This window comes from Streptomyces sp. 71268 (genome assembly GCF_029392895.1).
Taxonomy (GTDB): Bacteria; Actinomycetota; Actinomycetes; order Streptomycetales; family Streptomycetaceae; genus Streptomyces.
On the sequence record NZ_CP114200.1, the window covers coordinates 489,541 to 509,779 of the forward strand.

Here is a 20,239-nt window from a genome sequence, read left to right on the forward strand (position 1 = left end):
ACATGACGTCTTCGAACTCGAAGCAGAACCGTGCCGCGGCCCTGCCGCGCGACCTCCAGGAGGCGCTGCGCCGGCGCCTGGCCGGCAAGGCCGGCCCGGCCGCCGGGGGCGGGGGCGGCATCCCGCGCGCGGACCGCTCCCGGCCGCTGCCGCCGTCCTTCGCCCAGCAGCGGCTGTGGCTCCTGGACCAGTTAGAGCCGGGCGACGCCCGCTACAACAGCGCGGTCGCGCTGCGGCTGACCGGCGAGCTGGACCGGGAGGCGCTCGCCGGGGCGCTGCGAACCGTCGTGGCCCGCCACGAGGCGCTGCGCACCACCTTCGACACCGACGACGGCCGGCCGGTGCAACGGGTTCGCCCCGCGGGCCCGGTGGAGCTACCCGTACGCGACCTGACGGCGGGGGCGGAGGCCGGCCTGGACCCGACGGCACCGGACGCGGACCCGGGGGCGGCGCTGGAGGCGGCGCTGCTCGCGGAGTACGCGCTCCCGTTCGACCTGCGCGGCGGTCCGCTGCTGCGGGCCGTGTTGCTGCGCGCCTCGGGCACCGAGCACGTCCTACTCGTCACCGCGCACCACACCGTCACCGACGGCTGGTCGATGGGCGTGCTGGTGGAGGAGGTGTGCGCCGCCTACGACGCTCTGGCGCGCGGCGAGGAACCGGCGCTGTCCCCGGTCGCCACCCAGTACCCGGACTTCGCCGCCTGGCAGCGCGAGCGGCTGGCCGGCGCGGCGCTGGAGGAGCACCTCGCCTACTGGAAGAAGCAGTTGGACGGCCTGGAGCCGCTGGAGCTGCCGCTCGACCGCCCGCGCGAGGGCCGGGAGGCCGGGGACGGCGCCGTGCACACCTTCGCCGTCCCGGCGGCCACCACGGCCCGGCTGCGGGAGCTGGCGGCGGGGCAGCACACCACGCTGTTCGCCGCGCTGGTCGCCGCCTGCCAGGCGCTGTTCGCCCGCTGGTCGGGGCAGGACGACATCGCCGTGGGCTCGCTGACGCCCGGCCGTGGGCGCACCGAACTGGAGCGCGCGGTGGGCCTGTTCGTCAACACGGTGGTGCTCAGGACGCCGGTGGACACCGCCCGTTCCTACCGGGAACTCCTCGCCGCCTCCTCCACCACGGTGCTCGACGCCTTCGCCCACGACGACGTCCCCTTCGAGCGGCTGGTGGACGCGGTGGGCGCGGCCCGTGAGGCGGGGCGCAACCCGCTGTTCGACGCCATGGTCCTGCTCCACCCCGCCCCGCCGGCCGCGCCCGCCCCGCACGGCCTAGCGGTCGAGCCGGTCACCGTGCCGCGCCGCTCGGCCACCTTCGACCTGAGCGTCGAGTTCGTACCCGACGGGGACGGGCTGGCCGGCCTGCTGGAGTACCGCACCGACCTGTTCGACGCGGCGACCGCCGCCCGCATGGCCGGGCAACTGGTGGCCCTGCTCGCCGGTGTCGCGGCCGAACCCGACAGGGCGCTGGGCGAGTTGGACCTGCTGTCGCAGGCGGAACGGCGGCTGCTGCTGGAGGAGTGGAACGCCACGGCCCGGCCGGTGCCGCCCGCCACCTACCCGGAGCTGTTCCAGGCGCGGGTCGCCCGCACCCCGCGCGCGACGGCGCTGGTGGCCCGCGACGCCACGTTGGACTACGCCACCCTCAACGCCCGCGCCAACGTCCTCGCCCACCACCTCATCGCGCGCGGCGCGGGGCCCGAACGACTGGTGGCGGTGCGACTGCCGCGCACCGCCGACATGGTCGTCGCGATCCTGGCCGTGTGGAAGTCCGGCGCCGGATACCTGCCGGTGGACCCGGAACTGCCCGACGAGCGGATTCGGCTGCTGCTGGCGGACGCCGAACCCGCGCTGCTGGTCGACGAGGAGACGCTGCGCGAACTGCCCGCCGCAGGCCGCGAGGACGACCCCACCGACGCCGACCGGCTCGGCCCGCTGAGCCCCGACAACACGGCGTACGTCATTTACACCTCCGGCTCCACCGGCCGCCCCAAGGGCGTGTCCGTCGAGCACCGTTCGCTGGCGAACCTGCTCGCCGCGCACCGTGGGGGCTTCGTCGCCGACGCCGGCGGCGGCCCGCTGCGGGTGGCCCTGACCGCGTCGTTCTCCTTCGACACCTCGCTGGAGGGCGTGCTGCTGATGGTCGACGGCCACCGGCTGCACCTGGTGGACGAGGCCACCCGGCTCGACCCGGCCGCCCTGGTGGAGTACGTCGTCGAGCACCGCGTCGACTTCCTCGACGTGACCCCCTCCTACCTGCGGCAGTTGCTGCCCGCCGGGCTGCTCACCGACCCCCGTCACCACCCTCGGGTGCTGATGCTCGGCGGCGAGGCCGTCGGCCCCGCGCTCTGGCGCGAGCTGGCCGGGCTGCCGGACGTGGCCGCGTACAACTTCTACGGGCCCACCGAGTGCACCGTCGACGCGCTGGCCTGCCCCGTGGACGGCACGGTGCGGCCGGTGGTGGGCCGGCCGCTGGACAACGTGCGCGCCTACGTGCTGGACGGCCGGGGGCAGCCGGTGCCCATCGGCGTCGGGGGCGAGCTGTACCTGGCGGGCGACCAGGTGGCGCGCGGCTATCTGCGCCGGCCGGGGCTGACCGCCGCGCGCTTCGTGCCCGACCCGTTCGGCCCGCCCGGCGGCCGGATGTACCGCACCGGTGACCTGGCCCGGTGGACCTCGGACGGGCGGCTGGACTACCTGGGCCGCGCCGACGACCAGGTCAAGATCCGCGGTCACCGGGTGGAGCCGGGCGAGGTGGAGGCGGCGCTGACGGCGCTGCCCGAGGTGGCCGAGGCAGCCGTCGTGGCGGTCTCCGACGAGCGCGGCCACGCCCGGCTGGCCGGCTACGTGGTGCCCGCGGCGGGCGCCGAGCGGCCGGCGCCCGCCGCGTTGCGGCAGGCGCTGTCGCTGACCCTGCCGCGCCACCTGGTGCCCGCCGCGTTCGTCGTGCTGGACGCGCTGCCACTGACCGTCAGCGGCAAGCTGGACCGGCGCGCGCTGCCCGCCCCCGACCCGGACGCCACGGCGGGCGAGCGGGAGCTGACCGCGCCGCGCACCGCGACGGAGCGGGAACTGGCCGGGATCTGGTCGGCCGTGCTGGGCGTGGCCCAGGTGGGCGTCGACGACAACTTCTTCGAGCTGGGCGGCGACTCGATCCTCGGCATCCAGACGGTGTCCCGGGCCAGGTCCGCCGGGCTGCACGTGACCTCACGGGACGTCTTCCTGCACCAGACCGTCACCGAACTCGCGGCCGCCGCCGACCGGCGCGCCGCCCCGCCGGTCACCACCGCGCCGCAGCAAGAGGCCGGGCCCGGCCCGCTGGCCCCGATCCAGGAGTGGTTCCTCGCCACGCACGGACCGCTGGGGCACTTCGCCATGTCGATGCTGCTCGACCTGCCGCGGGAGACCGACCCGGGCGCCCTGGAGCGCGCGCTGCGCGCCGTGGCCGCCCACCATCCGGCGCTGGGCACCCGGTTCGTCCGCGAGGACGGCGCCTGGCGCCAGTACCCGATGGCCGACGACGCGGCGAAGGCCCCCGGCCTGCTGGTCCACCGCGAGGTGCCACGGGCCGAGGGCCCCGCCAGGGAGACGGCCCTGCGTGCGGTGGCCGACGAGTTGCGCGCCGGGCTCGACCCGGCCGACGGCACGCTGTTGCGCGCCGCCCTGCTGCGCCCGGAGGCCGGCGAGCGCCCGCAGTTGCTGCTGACCGCCCATCACCTGGGCGTCGACAGCGTCTCCTGGCGCATCCTGCTGACCGACCTGGAGAGCGGCTACCGCCAGGCGGCCGCCGGCGCCGAGGTCCGGCTGGAGCCGGCGACCACGCCGTTCACCACCTGGACCGAGCGGCTGGCCCGCTGGGTGGCCGCGGGCGGGCTCGACGCGGACCTGCCGTACTGGACGCGGGAGAGCGAGCAGCCCCGCGCCCCGCTGCCCGTGGACCGGCCCGGGGTGCCACTGGCCGGGTCGGTGCGCACCGTGCGCGCCGGGCTGTCGCGCGAGGCCACGAAGGCGCTGCTGCGCCAGGTGCCGGCCGCGTACCGCACCCGCGTCGACGACGTGCTGCTCAGCGCCGTGTGCCGGACGCTCGCCGACTGGACCGGCTCCGACCGGGTGACCGTGGCCCTGGAGGGGCACGGCCGACAGGAGATCGAGGACGGGCCGGGTACCGGGAACGGCGCGGAGGAGGCGCCGGACGCGAGCGCCGCCGGCGCGGCGCCCGCCGTGGACCTGTCCCGTTCCGTGGGCTGGTTCACCGCCCAGTACCCGGTCACCTTCACCCTGGACGGGGCGGGGGCGGCCGAGCCCGACTGGGGCGCGGTGCTCAAGTCGGTCAAGGAGCGGCTGCGGGCCGTGCCCCGGCGCGGCTTCGGTTACGAGGCGCTGGCGCGCCTTGACTCGCCGAACCAGGCGGCGCGCGCGCTGCGCGAGGTGCCGCTGCCGCAGGTGTGCTTCAACTACCACGGCCAGTGGGACTCCGCGCCTGGCGGCGACTTCGCCCCGGCGGGCGAGGTACCCGGCGGTGAGATGGCGGCCGGTGAGCGGCTCGACCACCTGCTCGACATATCGGCGGTCGTGGCCGACGGCGTACTGGAGACCACCTGGCACTACAGCGACCAGGTGCACGACGAGGGCACGGTGCGCGACCTGGCCGAGGCTACGGTGCGGGCCCTGACCGCGATCGTCGAGCACTGCGCGCTGCCGGGGGCCGGCGGGCGCACCCCGTCCGACTTCCCGCTGGCCGGTCTGGATCAGGCGCGGGTGGACCGGCTGGCCGGTGACGGGCGCGCGGTGGAGGACATCCTGCCGCTGACGCCGTTGCAGGAGGGCATGGTCTTCCACCGCCTGTTGGACGGCGCGGACGACGACGTCTACCTCGACCAGGCCGCCCTGCTGCTGGACGGGGTGGCGGACCCGGAGGCTTTCGCCCGCGCCTGGCAGCGGGTGGTGGACCGCACGCCCGCCCTGCGCAGCCGCGTCGTGTGGGAGGACGTGCCGCGACCGGTGCAGGTCGTCGACCGCCGGGCCGAGGTGCCCGTGGAGCACCACGACTGGCGGGAGTTGGACGAGGCCGGGCGCGCGCGGGCGCTCGCCCGGCTGAAGGAGCGCGACCTGGCGCGCGGCATGGACCTGGGCACCGCGCCGCTGCTGCGGCTGTCGCTGGCCCGGCTGCCCGGCGACGGCCTGCACCTGGTGTGGACCTCGCACCACCTGATCCTGGACGGCTGGAGCCTGGCACAGGTGCTGACCGAGGTGTGCGAGGAGTACGCGGCGCTCGTCGCGGGCCGCTCGTACGCGCCGCCACGCCGCCGCCCGTTCGGCGACTACGTGCGCTGGCTGGCCGGGCGGGAGGGCCGGGCGCGGGAGACCGAGGAGTTCTGGCGTACCGCCCTGGTCGGGTTCGCGACGCCGACGCCGCTGCCCTATGACCGGCCGCCCCGCGAGGCCCACCGCTCGCGCTCGGCGGAGGTGGTGGCCGCCGCCCTGCCCGTCGAGGTGTCACGGGAGCTGGCGCGGGCCGCGCAGCGCCGCGGGCTGACCCTGAACACCGTGGTGCAGGGCGCGTGGGCGCTGCTGCTGTCCCGCTACACCGCCGAGCCCGAGGTGGTGTTCGGCACCACCGTCTCGGGTCGCCCGGCGGAACTGGACGGCGTGGAGTCCATGGTGGGCATGTTCATCAACACGCTGCCCACCCGGGTCCGGGTGGACGGGGACCGGCCGGCCGCGGCCTGGCTGCGCCAGGTACAGGACGCGCAGGCGGAGGCGCGCCGCTTCGAGGCCGTGTCGCTGGCGCGGGTGGCCGCCCTCAGCGACGTGCCGAGGGGCACCGCGCTGTTCGACAGCATGGTCGCCTTCGAGAACTACCCCTTCGACGACGCCCGCACCGCCGACGCCGGCGTCCGCGTCCGGGAGGTGGCCTCGCGCGACGCCACCAACTTCCCCCTGGTGCTGCGCGCCTACCAGAGCGACCGGCTCGGGTTCGACCTCGCCTACGACCCCGAGTTGTTCGACCCTGCCACGGCGCGGGCCGTCGCCGACCGGCTGTGCCTGCTCCTTCGTGAGCTGGCGGCCGGCCCGGACCGGCCGCTGCGGGAGCTGGCCTGGACGACCGCCGACGAGCGCCGCCGCGTGCTGGTCGACTGGAACGGCACCCAGCGGGGGCACTCGGGGAAGACCCTGGTGGACCTGTTCGAGGCGCGGGTGGCCCGCACCCCGGACGCCGTGGCGGTGAGCGGCCCGGACGCCACCCTGACGTACTCCGAACTCGACGCCGCCGCCGGCCGGTTGGCGCACCGGCTCGCCGAGTGCGGGGCCGGCCCCGAGCGGTTCGTGGCACTCGCCCTGCCCCGTTCGACGGAGCTGCTGGTGGCGCTGCTCGCGGTGGTGCGGAGCGGGGCAGCGTACGTGCCGATCGACCCGGAGCTGCCCGCCGGCCGGATCGCCCACCTGCTGGGCGACGCGGCACCGGAGCTGCTGGTGACCACGGGCGCCGTCGCGGACCGGGTACGGGAGGCCGACTGCCCCCGGCTGCTCCTGGACGACCCCGACGTCCGGGCCGACCTGGCCCGTAGGCCCGCCGCCGGGCCGGGCCTGGCCCACCGCCCGCACCCCGGGCACCCCGCGTACGTGATCTACACCTCGGGCTCCACCGGGCTGCCCAAGGGCGTGGTGGTGCCGCACTCCAACGTGGTGCGGCTGCTGGAGCGCACCCGGGACTGGTTCGGCTTCGACGAGCACGACGTGTGGACGCTGTTCCACTCCTACGCGTTCGACTTCTCCGTCTGGGAGATCTGGGGCGCGCTGGCGCACGGCGGGCGACTGGTCGTCGTCCCGCACGACGTGGCCAGGTCGCCGAAGGACTTCCTGCGCCTGCTGGTGGACGAGCGGGTGACGGTCCTCAACCAGACGCCGTCGGCGTTCCAGCCGCTGGTGCGCGCGGACGCCGAGCACCCGGAGCTGGGCGACCGGCTGGCGCTGCGCCGGGTGGTCTTCGGTGGCGAGGCGTTGGAGCCGGGACGGCTGACCGACTGGTACGAGCGCCACCCCGACACCGCGCCGGTGCTGGTCAACATGTACGGCATCACCGAGACCACGGTGCACGTCACGTACGCGCCGCTGGATCGCGCCACCGTCACCGGAGCCACCTCCAGCGGCATCGGCCGTGGCATCGGTGACCTGCGGGTGTACGTGCTCGACGGCGGCCTCGCGCCGGTGCCGCACGGCGCGGTGGGCGAGATGTACGTCGCGGGAGAGGGCCTGGCCCGGGGCTACCTGAACCGGCCTGGCCTCACCGCCGCGCGCTTCGTGGCCGACCCGTTCGGCCCGGCGGGGACGCGCATGTACCGCACCGGCGACCGCGCGCGGTGGCGGGCGGACGGCACCCTGGACTACCTGGGTCGGGCCGACCAGCAGGTGAAGATCCGCGGGTTCCGCATCGAGCCGGGCGAGATCGAGGCCGCGCTGACCGCGCACCCCGCCGTCGCCGACGCCGCGGTCGGCGTGCGCGAGGACACCCCGGGCGTGCGGCGGCTGGTCGCCCACGTCGTGGGCGCGGACCCGGCCGCGCCGCCGTCTGCCGCCACCCTGCGCGCCCACCTGGGAGAGCGGCTGCCCGCGCACATGGTGCCCGCCGCGTACGTCACCCTGGAGGCGCTGCCGCTGACCGTCAACGGCAAGCTCGACCGCCGTGCCCTGCCCGCCCCCGACCGGGACGGCTACGCCGCGACCGGCGAGCGCGTCGCTCCGCGCACCGAGGCCGAGCGGCTGGTGGCCCAGGCGTGGTCGCAGGTGCTCGGCACGGGCGAGGTCGGCGCCGATGACGGCTTCTTCGCCCTTGGCGGTGACTCGATCCTCGCCGTCCGCGTCGCCTCCCGGCTGCACGCCGCCCTCGGCGTGGAGGTCTCCCCACGGCTGTTGTTCACCCACCCCACGGTCGCGGAGCTGGCCGCGGCCCTGCCCGCCCCGAGGTCGGCCGCCGCGCCGGCCGAGGCGATCCCGGCGGCCGACCGCACCGGCCCGCTGCCGCTGTCGCCCGCCCAGCGGCGGCTGTGGTTCCTGGACCGCTTCGAGCCCGGCGGCACCACGTACGTGACGCTGTCCGCGCTGCGGCTGCGCGGCGCGCTCGACGTCCGCGCCCTGCGCGCGGCCCTCGACGGCCTGGTGGCCCGGCACGAGCCGCTGCGCACCACGTTCGCCGACGAGGACGGCCGGGCCCGCCAGCGCGTCGGACCGCCGCACCCGGTGGACCTGGCGCGCACCGACCTGTCGGCCACGCCGCCGGACGAGCGCGCCGCCGCGCTCGACGCGCTGCTGGCCCGCGAGGCCGGCGCCCCCTTCGACCTGGCGCGCGGGCCGCTGCTGCGGGCCGGGCTCGTACGACTGGCCGCCGACGAGCACGTGTTGACGCTGGCCGTGCACCACATCGCCACCGACGGCTGGTCCTCGACCGTACTCGGCCGGGACCTGGCGGAGCTGTACGCGGCGGCCCTGACCGGCCGCCCGCCGCGCCTTCCCGAACTCCCCCTGTCCTACGTGGACTTCGCGGCCTGGCAGGACGCTCGGGCCGCCGCCGCCGACGAGGCCGCCCTCGCCCACTGGCGGGAGCGGCTGGCGGGGGTGGCGCCGCTGGAGCTGCCGACGGACCGGCCGCGGCCGGCCGTGCGCGCGGGCGACGGGGCGCTGCTGGAGTTCTCGCTGCCCGCAGCGCTGACCGAGCGGCTACGCGAGGCCGGGCGCCGGGCCGACGCCACCTTGTACATGACGCTGCTGGCGGCCTGTGAGGTGCTGCTCGCCCGCTGGTCGGGCCAGGAGGACATCGCGGTCGGCACGGTGGCCGCGGGGCGCGACCGCCCCGAACTGGAGCACCTGGTGGGCATGTTCGTGAACACCCTGGTACTGCGGAACCGGGTGCGGCCCGACGCGCCGTTCAGCCGGCTCCTGGGCGAGGTGCGCGCGACGGTCCTGGACGCCTTCGCCCACCAGGACGTGCCCTTCGAGCGCCTGGTGGAGGCGGTGCGGCCGGAGCGGGACACCAGCCGCACCCCGCTGTTCCAGGTCATGGTCGCCCTGCACAACCTGGGCGGCCGGGAACCCGAGCTGCCGGGCCTGTCCGTCGAGGCGCTCACGCCGCCGGTGCGGCACGCCACCTTCGACCTGAGTTTCGACTTCGTGGCCGGCGACGACGGGCTGACCGGCTTCGTGGAGTACGACACGGCCCTGTTCGACGAGGCCACGGTGGAGCGGGCGGTGGGACGGCTGCGGCTGCTCCTGGAGGCGGTCGCGGACGACCCGGACCAGCCGGTGGGGGCGCTGCCGCTGATGACCGACGCCGAGCGGCGGCGGGCGCTCACCCAGTGGCAGGGCCAGCCGCTGCCCGCGCCCGCGCCGGACGCGACGCTGGTGGACCTCTTCCAGGAGTCGGCGGCCCGTACCCCGCGCGCCACCGCCCTGGTGGCCCGGGACGCCACGCTGGACTTCGCCACCCTCAACGCCCGCGCCAACCAGTTGGCCCACCACCTCATCGCGCGCGGCGTCGGACCCGAGCGGCTGGTGGCCGTGCGGCTGCCGCGCACCTCGGACATGCTCGTGGCGCTGCTGGCCGTGCTCAAGGCCGGGGGCACCCATCTGTCGGTGGACCCGGAGCTGCCCGAGGAGCGCGTGGCGCTGCTGTACGAGGACGCCGCGCCGCACGTGGTGCTGGAGCCCGACACGCTGCGCGAGGCGCCGCTCGCGAGCCTCCCCGACCACGACCCCACCGACGCCGACCGGATCGCGCCGCTGCGCGCCGCCCACGCGGCCTACCTGAACTACACCTCGGGCTCCACCGGCCGGCCCAAGGGCGTGCTGGTCGAGCACCGGCACCTGCTCAATCTGTGCCGCGACCACCTGGCGGGCCTGGTGGCCCCGCACACCGGGGACGGCGGGCGGCTGCGGTTCGCGCTGAGCGCCGCGTTCTCCTTCGACACCTCCTGGGAGGGCCCGCTGCTGCTGGCCCTGGGCCAGCAGGTGCACCTGCTGGACGAGGACGTGCGGCACGACCCGGCGGCGTTCGTGGCCCTGGTGGCGGAGCACCGGATCGACTGCGTGAACACCACCCCGTCCTTCCTCCAGGAACTGGTGACCGCCGGGCTGTTCACCGGGGCTCACCGGCCCCGGCTGGTCCTGGTGGGCGGCGAGGCGGTCGGCGCCCCGCTGTGGCGGGAGCTGCGCGCGCTGGAGAGCGTGGCGGCGTACAACGTGTACGGGCCCACCGAGTGCACCGTCGACGCCGTGTACGGGCCCTTCGCCGAGCAACCACAGCGGCCGCTCATCGGCCGCCCGGGCCGGGGGGTACGGGCCTACGTGCTCGACGCGGCGCTGCGGCCGGTGCCGGTCGGCGTGCCGGGTGAGCTGTACCTCGCGGGGGCCCAGGTCGCCCGTGGCTACCTGGGGCGACCCGGCCTGACCTCGGGGCGGTTCGTGGCCGACCCGTTCGGGCCGCCGGGGACGCGCATGTACCGCACCGGCGACCTGGCCCGCTGGGACGACCGGGGGCTGCTGGAGTTCGTCGGGCGCGCCGACGAGCAGGTCAAGGTGCGCGGGTTCCGCATCGAGCCGGGTGAGGTGGAGGCGGCGTTGCTGGCCGCCGGAGGGGTGCGGGAGGCGGTGGTGGTGGCCCGGGAGCACGCGGGCCGGGCACGGCTCGTGGCCTACCTGGTGCCCGACGGGCCACGGCCGCCGGCCGCGGAGGAGCTGCGGGTTCGGCTGCGGCGGAGCCTGCCGGACTACATGGTGCCCTCGGTGTTCGTCACCCTGGCCCGGATTCCGCGCACCAGCAGCGGCAAGACGGACCGTGGCGCCCTGCCCGAGCCGCCCGCCCAGCCGGACGGGGCGGGCGCGCACGTGGCGCCGCGCACCGAGGCCGAGACGTTGCTCGCCGGCATCTGGGCGGAGGTGCTCGGCGTCCCCCGGGTCGGCGTGGAGGACAACTTCTTCACTCTGGGCGGGGACTCCATCCTCAGCATCCAGATCGTCTCCCGGGCCCGGCGCGCCGGGCTGGCCCTCACCTCCAAGGACGTCTTCCGCCACCAGACCGTCGCCGAACTGGCGCTGCGCGCCGGGCAGACGGACCCCGGGGCGGCCGGCGCGCCGAAGGCGCCGAGCGGCCCGGCGCCGCTCACCCCGATCCAGCACTGGTATCTGGCGGACCGCCCGGTCGGTGACCGGATGCGCTTCACCATGACGAACCGGGTGGAGCTGGCGCCCGGCACCGACGCCTCCTTGCTGGAGGCGGCCGTGGCCGCGCTGGTGGCCCGGCACGAGGGGTTGCGCACCCGGTTCCGGCACGCCGACGGCGCCTGGTCGCAGGAGGTGCTGCCCGCCGCGCCCGAGACGGTGTTCACCCGGCACGACGTGCGCGGGCTGGAGGACGCGGCCCTGGAGGCGGCGGTGCGCGCCGCGACCGACGAGGCGCGGGACTCGCTCGACCCCACCACGGGCCGCGTGGCGCGGGCCCTGTTCCTCGACCGGGGCCCCGACGCCCCGCCGCAGTTGGTGCTCACCGCGCACCACCTGGTGGTGGACGGCGTGTCCTGGCGGGTCCTGCTGGGCGACCTGGAGAGCGCCTACCGCGACGCGGCGGCCGGGCGGCCCGTCGAACTCGCCCCGGTGGAGACCGGGTTCGGGCAGTGGGCGCACCGCCTGGCGCGGTACGCGGACTCGGGCGGCTTCGACGGCGACGCGGCGTACTGGAGCGCCGTGTGCGCCGCGCCGGCCGAGCTGCCCGCCGGCCGCGGCGGGCCGGACCCGCAGGGCGCGGCGCGCACGGTCACCGTCCACCTGGGCCAGGCCGAGACCGAGGCCCTGTTGCGGCGGGTGCCGGAGGTGTACCGCACTCAGGTGGCCGACGTGCTGCTGAGCGCCCTGGGTCGGACGCTGGCCCGCTGGTGCGGCCGGGAGACGGTGCTCATCGGCGTGGAGGGCCACGGCCGGGAGGAGCTGTTCGACGATCTGGACACCTCCCGCACGGTCGGCTGGTTCACCGCCGAGTTCCCGCTGGCCCTGACCGTCGCGCCGGACGCGGACTGGCGGCACACCCTGTTGTCGGTCAAGGAGCAGGTGCGCGCCGTGCCGCTGCGGGGCCTGAGCTACGGCGCGCTGCGCCACCTGCGGCGACCGAGCCCGCTGCCCGCCGCGCCCGCGCCGCGCGTCGGCTTCAACTACCACGGCCAGTGGGAGGTGACATCCGGTGAACAGCCGGGCGCCGACGGCCTGTTGCGGGCCGCGCTGCCGCCGGCCGGTCAGGACACCGCGCCCGAGGAGACCCGCCCGTACGCGCTGGAGGTGACGGGTGTCGTCCAGGGCGGCGTGCTGGAGCTGGGCTGGACCTACCCGCCCGCGGTGTACGACGAGTCGCTGGTACGCCGGCTCGCCGAGGAGACGGTCGCGGCGCTGGGCGAGATCGTCGCGCACTGCGCGGCCCCGGGCGCGGGCGGCCGCAGCCCCTCCGACTTCCCGCTCGCCGGGCTCGACCAACGGCAGGTGGACCTGGTCGTGGGCGACGGCGGCGAGGTGGAGGACGTCCTGCCGCTGACGGCGCTCCAGGCGGGCATGCTCTTCCACGGCCTGGTCGACACGGCCGACGCCTACGTGGACCAGTTGGCCGTCCGCGTCGCGGGCGTCGCCGACCCGGAGGCGTTCGCCGACGCCTGGCGGGAGGTGGCCGACCGCACTCCCGCGCTGCGCTCCGCCGTCCAGTGGCGGGACCTGCCGCACCCGGTGCAGGTCGTGCGGCGGCGCGCCGCGCTGCCCGTCACCCACCACGACTGGCGGACGCTGTCCCCCGCCGGCCGGGAGGTGGCGCTCGACCGGCTGCTGGCCGAGGACCGGGCGGCCGGCATGGACGTCACGGTGGCCCCGCTGTGCCGGCTGGCGCTCGCCGCGCTCCCCGGTGACGAGGTACTGCTCGTGTGGTCCTCGCACCACCTGATGCTGGACGGCTGGAGCACCGGGCAGCTCTTCGCGGAGGTGTGCGCGCGGTACGCGGCAACCGTCGCCGGGGCCGCCGCGCACCCGCCCGCCCGCCGCCCCTTTAGCGACTTCCTGCACTGGCTGGGCGAGCGCGACCAGGCGGAGGCCGAGCGGTACTGGGCCGACGCCCTGGCCGGGTTCACCGAGCCCACGCCGCTGCCCTACGACCGGCCGCCGGTGGAGGCGCACCGCGCCAGGTCGGCCGCCTCGGTGCACCTGGAGCTGAGCGAGGAGGTCTCGGGCCGGCTGCGCGAGGCGGCCGGCCGGGCCGCGCTGACCGTCAACACCGTGGTGCAGGGCGCCTGGGCGCTGCTGCTGGCCCGCTACAGCGGGCGCCGGGAGGTGGTGTTCGGCACCACGGTCTCCGGCCGGCCCGCCGAACTGCCGGGCGTGGAGGACATGGTGGGCCTGTTCATCAACACGGTGCCCACCCGGGTCCGCGCCGACGGGCCCGGCGGCGTGCTGCCCTGGCTGCGCGCCCTCCAGGAGGAGCAGAGCGACGCCCGGCGCTTCGACTTCGTCGCCCTGCCCCGCATCCAGGCGCTCAGCGACGTCCCCGCCGGCACCGGGCTGTTCGACAGCATGGTCGTCTTCGAGAACTACCCCTTCGACGAGCGGGCCGCGGCCGACGCGGGCATCGCGATCGTCGACGTACGCGCCGAGACCGCCACCACCTTCCCGCTGTGCCTGCGGGCCTACGTCGGCGACCGCCTCGGCTTCGATCTCGACTACGACGAGGCGCTGTTCGAGCGGGCGACGGTGGAGCGGGCCACGGCGCACCTGGCGGCGCTGTTGTCGGCCACCGCCGAGGCGCTGGCGAGCGGCGGGACGCGCTCGCCCGGGGACCTGGAGCCGCTCACCGACGACGACCGGGCGGTGCTGCGCGACTGGAACCACGCCGCGCGCCCGGCCCGGCCCGACTCGCCGGTGGACCTGTTCGCCGCCCGGGCGCGCAGCGCACCGGACGCGGTCGTGCTGGTCGAGGACGGCGGCCGGCGGCTCACCTACCGCGAACTCGCCGACTGGTCCGAGCGGCTGGCGACGCGCCTGGTGGCCGGCGGGCTGGCCGTGGAGGACCGGGTCGCGCTGCTCATGGACCGCTCGGCCGAACTCGTCGTGGCCCAGCTCGCGGTGGTCAGGGCGGGCGGCGCGTACGTGCCCGTGGACGGCCGCGCGCCCGCCGGGCGCCGGGCGGTCCTGCTCGAGCAGGCGCGGGCGGCCGTCCGGCTGACCGCCGACGAGGTGGCCGCCGCCCGGACGGCGCCCTCCCCCGGCCCGGCGGCGCTGCCGCCCGCGGACCCGGACCGGTTGGCGTACGTGATGTTCACCTCGGGCTCCACCGGGCTGCCCAAGCCGGTCGGGGTGCGGCACCGGGACGTGGCCTCGCTGGCCACCGACGGCCGGTTCGCGGACGGGGTGTGCGAGCGGGTCCTGCTGCACTCGCCGGTCGCCTTCGACGCGACCACCTTCGAGGTGTGGGCGCCGCTCCTGGGCGGCGGCCAGGTCGTCGTCGCTCCCCCGGGGCCGCTGGACGCCGCCGTGCTGCGACGGCTGGTCGCCGACCGGGGCCTGACGGCGCTGTGGCTGACGGCCGGCCTGTTCCGACTGCTGGCGCAGGACGCGCCCGACGCCCTGGCGGGGCTGCGGCAGGTGTGGACGGGCGGCGACGTCGTCCCGGCCACGGCCGTGCGCCGCGTGCTGGCCGCCTGCCCCGGTCTGGTGGTGGTCGACGGGTACGGGCCGACCGAGGCCACGACCTTCGCCACGTCCTTCGAGATGTCCGACCCGGCCGCCGTGCCGGACCCGGTGCCCATCGGGCGCCCGCTGGACGACCTGCGCGTCCACGTGCTCGACGCGCGGATGCGCCCGGTACCCCCTGGCACGGTCGGCGAGCTGTACCTGGCCGGTGAGGGCGTGGCCCGTGGCTACCTCGACCGGCCGGGGGCGACGGCCATGCGGTTCGTCGCCGACCCGTTCGGGCCGCCCGGCGAGCGGATGTACCGCACCGGCGACCTGGCCCGCCGCCGCCTCGACGGCACGGTGGAGTTCCGGGGCCGGGCCGACGACCAGGTGAAGGTCCGTGGGTTCCGGGTCGAGCCGGGCGAGGTCGAGGGCGTCCTCGCCACCCACCCCGGGGTGCGGGACGCGGCGGTGGTGGCCCGCGAGGAACACCACGGCGCCAAGCGGCTCGTCGCCTACCTGGTGGGCGACGAGGGCCTGGACACCGATGACGTGCGCGCCCACGCCGAACGCGCCCTGCCCGACTACCTGGTGCCCTCGGCGTTCGTACGGCTGGCGACGCTGCCGCTGAGCGCCAACGGCAAGGTGGACCGGGCGGCCCTGCCCGCGCCCGCGCCCGCCGTCGCGGGGCCCGGCGCGGTCGCCCCGCGCACGAAGGCCGAGGCCCGCGCCGCGCGGGTGTGGGCCGAGGTGCTGCGGGTGGAAGCGGTGGGCGTGGAGGACGACTTCTTCGCGCTGGGCGGCGACTCGATCCTCAGCATCCGGCTCGCCTCCCGCCTCGCGGCGGAGTTCGACACCGAGGTCACACCGCGGACGGTGTTCACCCACTCGACCCCGGCCCGCGTCGCGGCGCTGCTCACCGGGGAGCGCGCCACGGGACCCACACCGATCGCGCCCGCCCCGGTGGCCCGGGACCGGCTGCCGCTGTCGTACGCGCAGCAGCGCCTGTGGTTCCTGGACGCGTTCGCCCCCGGCGGCACCGAGTACATCACCCCGCTGGCACTGCGCCTGCGCGGCAAGCTGGACACCGCCGCGCTGCGTACCGCGCTGGCCGGTCTGGTGGCCCGGCACGAGTCGCTGCGCACCACCTTCGACACCGTGGACGACCAGGGCGTGCAGGTCGTGCACCCGCCGGGCGAGGTGCCGCTGCCCGTGCGCGACCTGTCGCCGCTGCCCGCGCCCGAGCGCGCGCGGCGGCTGGCGGAGGCGCTGGACGCGGAGCGCACGCGCCCCTTCGACCTGCGCCGAGGGCCGCTGCTGCGCGCCGGTCTCCTGCGGCTCGGCGCGAGCGAGCACGTGCTGACCCTGACCCTGCACCACATCGTCACCGACGGCTGGTCCACCTCCGTGCTCACCGGCGACCTGGCCCACCTCTACCGGGTGGCGCTGGGCGAGGACGTCGGCCCGCTGCCACCGCTGCCGGTGGGGTACGCCGACATCGCGTACTGGCAGCGGACCGCGGGCCGGGAGGCGGCCGAGGAGCACCTGCGGTACTGGCAACGGACCCTGGCGGGCGTGGAGCCGCTGGACCTGCCCACCGACCGGCCGCGACCGGCCGAGCGGGGCCGGGCCGGGGCGACGGCCCAACTGGTGCTGCCGCCCGCCACGGCCCGCGGGCTCACCGCTCTCGCCCGGGAGCGGCGGACCACGCTGTTCACCACGCTGGTGGCCGCCGTGCAGACGTATCTCGCGCGGCTGTCCGGGCAGCGGGACATCGCCGTCGGCACGGTCACCTCGGGCCGGGACCGCCCCGAGAGCCAGGGTCTCGTCGGCTTCTTCGTCAACACGTTGACCCTGCGCTCGGCCATCGCCCCGGACGCGTCCTTCCCCGACGTCCTGGACGGGGTGCGGCGGACGGTGCTGGACGCCTTCGCGCACCAGGACGTGCCCTTCGAGCAGGTGGTGGACGCGGTCCAGCCGGTGCGCGACCCCAGCCGTACCCCGCTGTTCCAGGCGATGGTCGTGCTGCAGAACGCGCCGGCGGCGGACCTGGACCTGCCGGGCCTCGAGGTGAGCGACATCGAGCCGGACACCCACCACGCCGGGTTCGACCTCACCTGGGAGTTCGCCGAGACCGACACCGGCGAACTGCGCGGGCTGCTGACGTACGGCACCGACCTGTTCGACGCCGCCACCGCCGACCGGATGGCCGGCCAGCTCGCCGCCTTGCTGACCGCCGTCGCCGATGACCCGCACCGCCCCGTCGCCGCGCTGCCGTTGGCCTCCCGCGAGGAGCTGGAGCGGCTGCCCGCGCTCGGCGAGGCGGCCGGGGACCCGGTGCGCCCGGCCACGATCGCCGAGCTGTTCGAGCGGCGGGCGGCCCTGGCGCCCGAGGCGGTGGCGCTGTTCGCCGGGACGCGCTCGTGGACGTACGCCGAGGTGGAACGCGCCGCCAACCGGCTGGCGCACCACCTCGCCGGCCGGGGCGTGGGCCCGGAGGACGTGGTGGCGCTCGCGCTGCCCCGCTCGGCGGAGACGGTGGTGGCGCAGCTCGCCGTGGCGAAGGCGGGCGCCGCGTTCCTGCCGGTGGACCCCGGCTACCCGGCCGAGCGGCGGGAGTTCATGGTGCGCGACTCCGGCGCCGTGCTCGTCATCGACGACCCGGCGCACGTGTGGCGCGCGGACGGGCCGGAGACCGCCCCGACCGACGCCGACCGCCGCGCGCCGCTGACCACCGGGCACCCGGCGTACGTGATCTACACCTCCGGCTCGACGGGCACCCCCAAGGCGGTGGTGGTCACGCACGCCGGGATCGCCGGCTTCGCCACGGCCGCCGCGGCCCGCTACGAGGTCCGACCGGGCGACCGGGTGCTGCAGTTCGCGTCCCCCAGCTTCGACGCCTCCGTCCTGGAGCTGTGCGTCTCGCTGCTGTCCGGGGCCGCGCTCGTCGCGGGCGAGGAGGGGCCGCTGCTCGGCGACCGGCTCGCCCGGGTGCTCGCCGACCGGCGCGTCACGCACGCGCTGATCCCGCCCGCGGCGCTGGCCACCGTGCCCCCCGAGGCGGCCGGTGACCTGCCGCGCCTGCGCACCCTGATCGTCGGCGCCGAGGCGTGCCCGGCCGACCTGGTGGAGCGCTGGGCACCCGGCCGCCGGATGGTCAACTCCTACGGGCCGACCGAGGCGACCGTGGTGGCCACCTGGACGGACGCGCTGACACCGGACGGCGGCGCCCCACCCATCGGTCGCCCGGTGGCGGGCACCCGCGTCCGGGTGCTGGACGCGGCGCTGCGCCCGGTGCCGGTCGGCGTGCTCGGCGAGTTGTACGTCGCCGGCCCGCACCTGGCCCGCGGGTACCTGGGACGGCCGGGCCTCACCGCCAGCCGGTTCGTCGCCTGCCCCGACGGGGAGCCCGGCGAGCGGATGTACCGCACCGGCGACCTGGCCCGGTGGGGCGCGGACGGCCAACTGCGGTACGCGGGACGGGTCGACGACCAGGTGAAGCTGCGCGGCTTCCGCATCGAGCCGGGCGAGATCGAGAGCGCCCTGCGCCGCGTCCCGCTGGTGCGCGACGCGGTGGTCGCCGTACGGTCCGCCGACGCGTCCGGGCGGCGGCCCGAGGGCCCGGGGCGGCTGGTGGCCTACGTCGTACCGGCCGACGGGGCGCCGGACGCGCTGCCCGTCACGGAGCTGCGCGACCACCTGGCCCGCGCGCTGCCGCCGCACATGGTGCCCTCCCTGTACGTCCCCCTGGAGCGGCTGCCGCTCACGCCCAACGGCAAGGTCGACCGGCGTGCCCTGCCCGACCCCGACCCGGCCGCCGCGGCGGTCGGGGCCGGCGGCGCGCACCGGGAGCCGGCCACCGAGACCGAGCGGCGGATCGCGCGCATCTGGGCCGACGTGCTGGGCCTGGACTCCGTCGGCGCCGACGACAACTTCTTCGACCTCGGCGGCGACTCGATCCTGAGCATGCAGGTCGTCTCCCGGCTGCGCCGGGACGGGCTCCGGCTGGCCACCAAGGACCTGTTCACCCATCAGACGGTGGCCGCGCTGGCCACCGTGGTGACGACCGAGTCCACCGACGACGACGGCGGCCCGGTCACCGGCGACCTGCCACTGACGCCGATCCAGGCGTGGTTCTTCGCCACACCGCGCGCCGCACGCGACCACTTCAACCAGTCCGCGCTGCTCGAACTGGAGGGCCGCCCCGACCCCGACGCGCTGCGGGCGGCACTGGACGCCCTGCTCGAACACCACGACGCCCTGCGCATGCGCTTCACCGAGGAAGGCGGCCAGTGGCGGCAGCACAACCCGGCCCCCTCCCCCGTTCCGGACCTCCTCGTACGGCACGACCTGGCGGGGCTGGTGGAGGAGGAGGCCGAGGCGGCCATGGTGCGGGCGGCCGACGCCCTGCACGGTGGCTTCGACATCCGCCGGGGCCCACTGCTGCGCGCGGCCCTGTTCACCGGGGCTCCCGGGCGGCCGGACTTCCTGCTCCTCGTGGCGCACCACCTGGTCGTCGACGCGGTGTCCTGGCGCATCCTGCTGGACGACCTGGAGAGCGGCTACCGGCAGGCCGTGGCGGGCGAGAGCGTCGCGCTCGGCAGGCGGACCACCGCCTACCGGGACTGGGCCCGGGGGCTGGCCTCCCACGTCGCGTCGGGCGCGCTGGACGAGGAACTGCCGTACTGGCGACAGGCGGTGGCCGCCGCGCCGCTGCCCGTGGACCACGACGGGGACGCCACCGACGGCACGCCCGGCGCGGTGGTCGTGACGCTGGACGAGGAGGACACGCAGGCGCTGCTACGGGCGGCGCCCGCCGCGTACCGCACCCGCATCAACGACGTGCTGCTGGCCGCGCTCGCGCTGGCGCTGGCGCGCTGGACCGGCGAGGACGAGGTCAGCGTGGACCTGGAGGGGCACGGCCGGGAGGAGGTGCTGGAGGACGTGGACCTCTCCCGCACCGTCGGCTGGTTCACCACCATCCACCCGGTCCGCCTCCGGGTGCCGGACGCCGCCCACCTCGCGCCGGACCGCGACTGGCGGGCGCTGGTGAAGTCGGTGCGGCGGCAGTTGCGGGCCGTGCCCGGCAACGGCATCGGGTTCGGCGCCCTGCGCACGTACGGCCCGGACGAGGTGCGCGCCGCGCTGGAGCGCCCCGGCGCGGGGCAGCTCGCCTTCAACTACCTGGGGCAGTGGGACGCCAGGTCCGACGAGACGACGGGCGCGCTGGTGCGCGCCGAGCACGGCTCCTTCGGCCAGGACCACGACCCCCGCGACGCGGGTGCCCACCTGCTGGAGGTGGTCGGCGCCGTGCAGGCCGGCAGGCTGGCCTTCACCTGGCGCTACCGGCCCGCCGTGCACGACGAGGCGACCGTACGCGCCGTGGCCGCGGACTTCACCGAGGCGCTGCGCCACATCGCCAGGCACGCCAGGGCCGGCACGTGAGCGGGTTCGCCACCCCTGCGCCGCGCGCCGGCGCCGGTGTCCGAGCGCCGCCCCGGCCGGTCCACCACGCCCTGCGGGGCGCCGCCGGGGCCGGGCCCCGACGGCGCCCCACCCGGCCC

The 20,239-nt window shown here is 76.7% G+C and carries 1 protein-coding gene; it reads left to right on the forward strand.

All coding sequences use genetic code 11. From position 1 onward, the window contains the following. The first annotated feature begins 2 nt into the window (after positions 1-2). Complete coding sequence (locus tag OYE22_RS01740; RefSeq protein ID WP_277318725.1) at positions 3-20,120, forward strand: non-ribosomal peptide synthase/polyketide synthase; 20,118 nt, start codon at positions 3-5, stop codon at positions 20,118-20,120. The last annotated feature ends 119 nt before the right edge of the window (positions 20,121-20,239 follow it).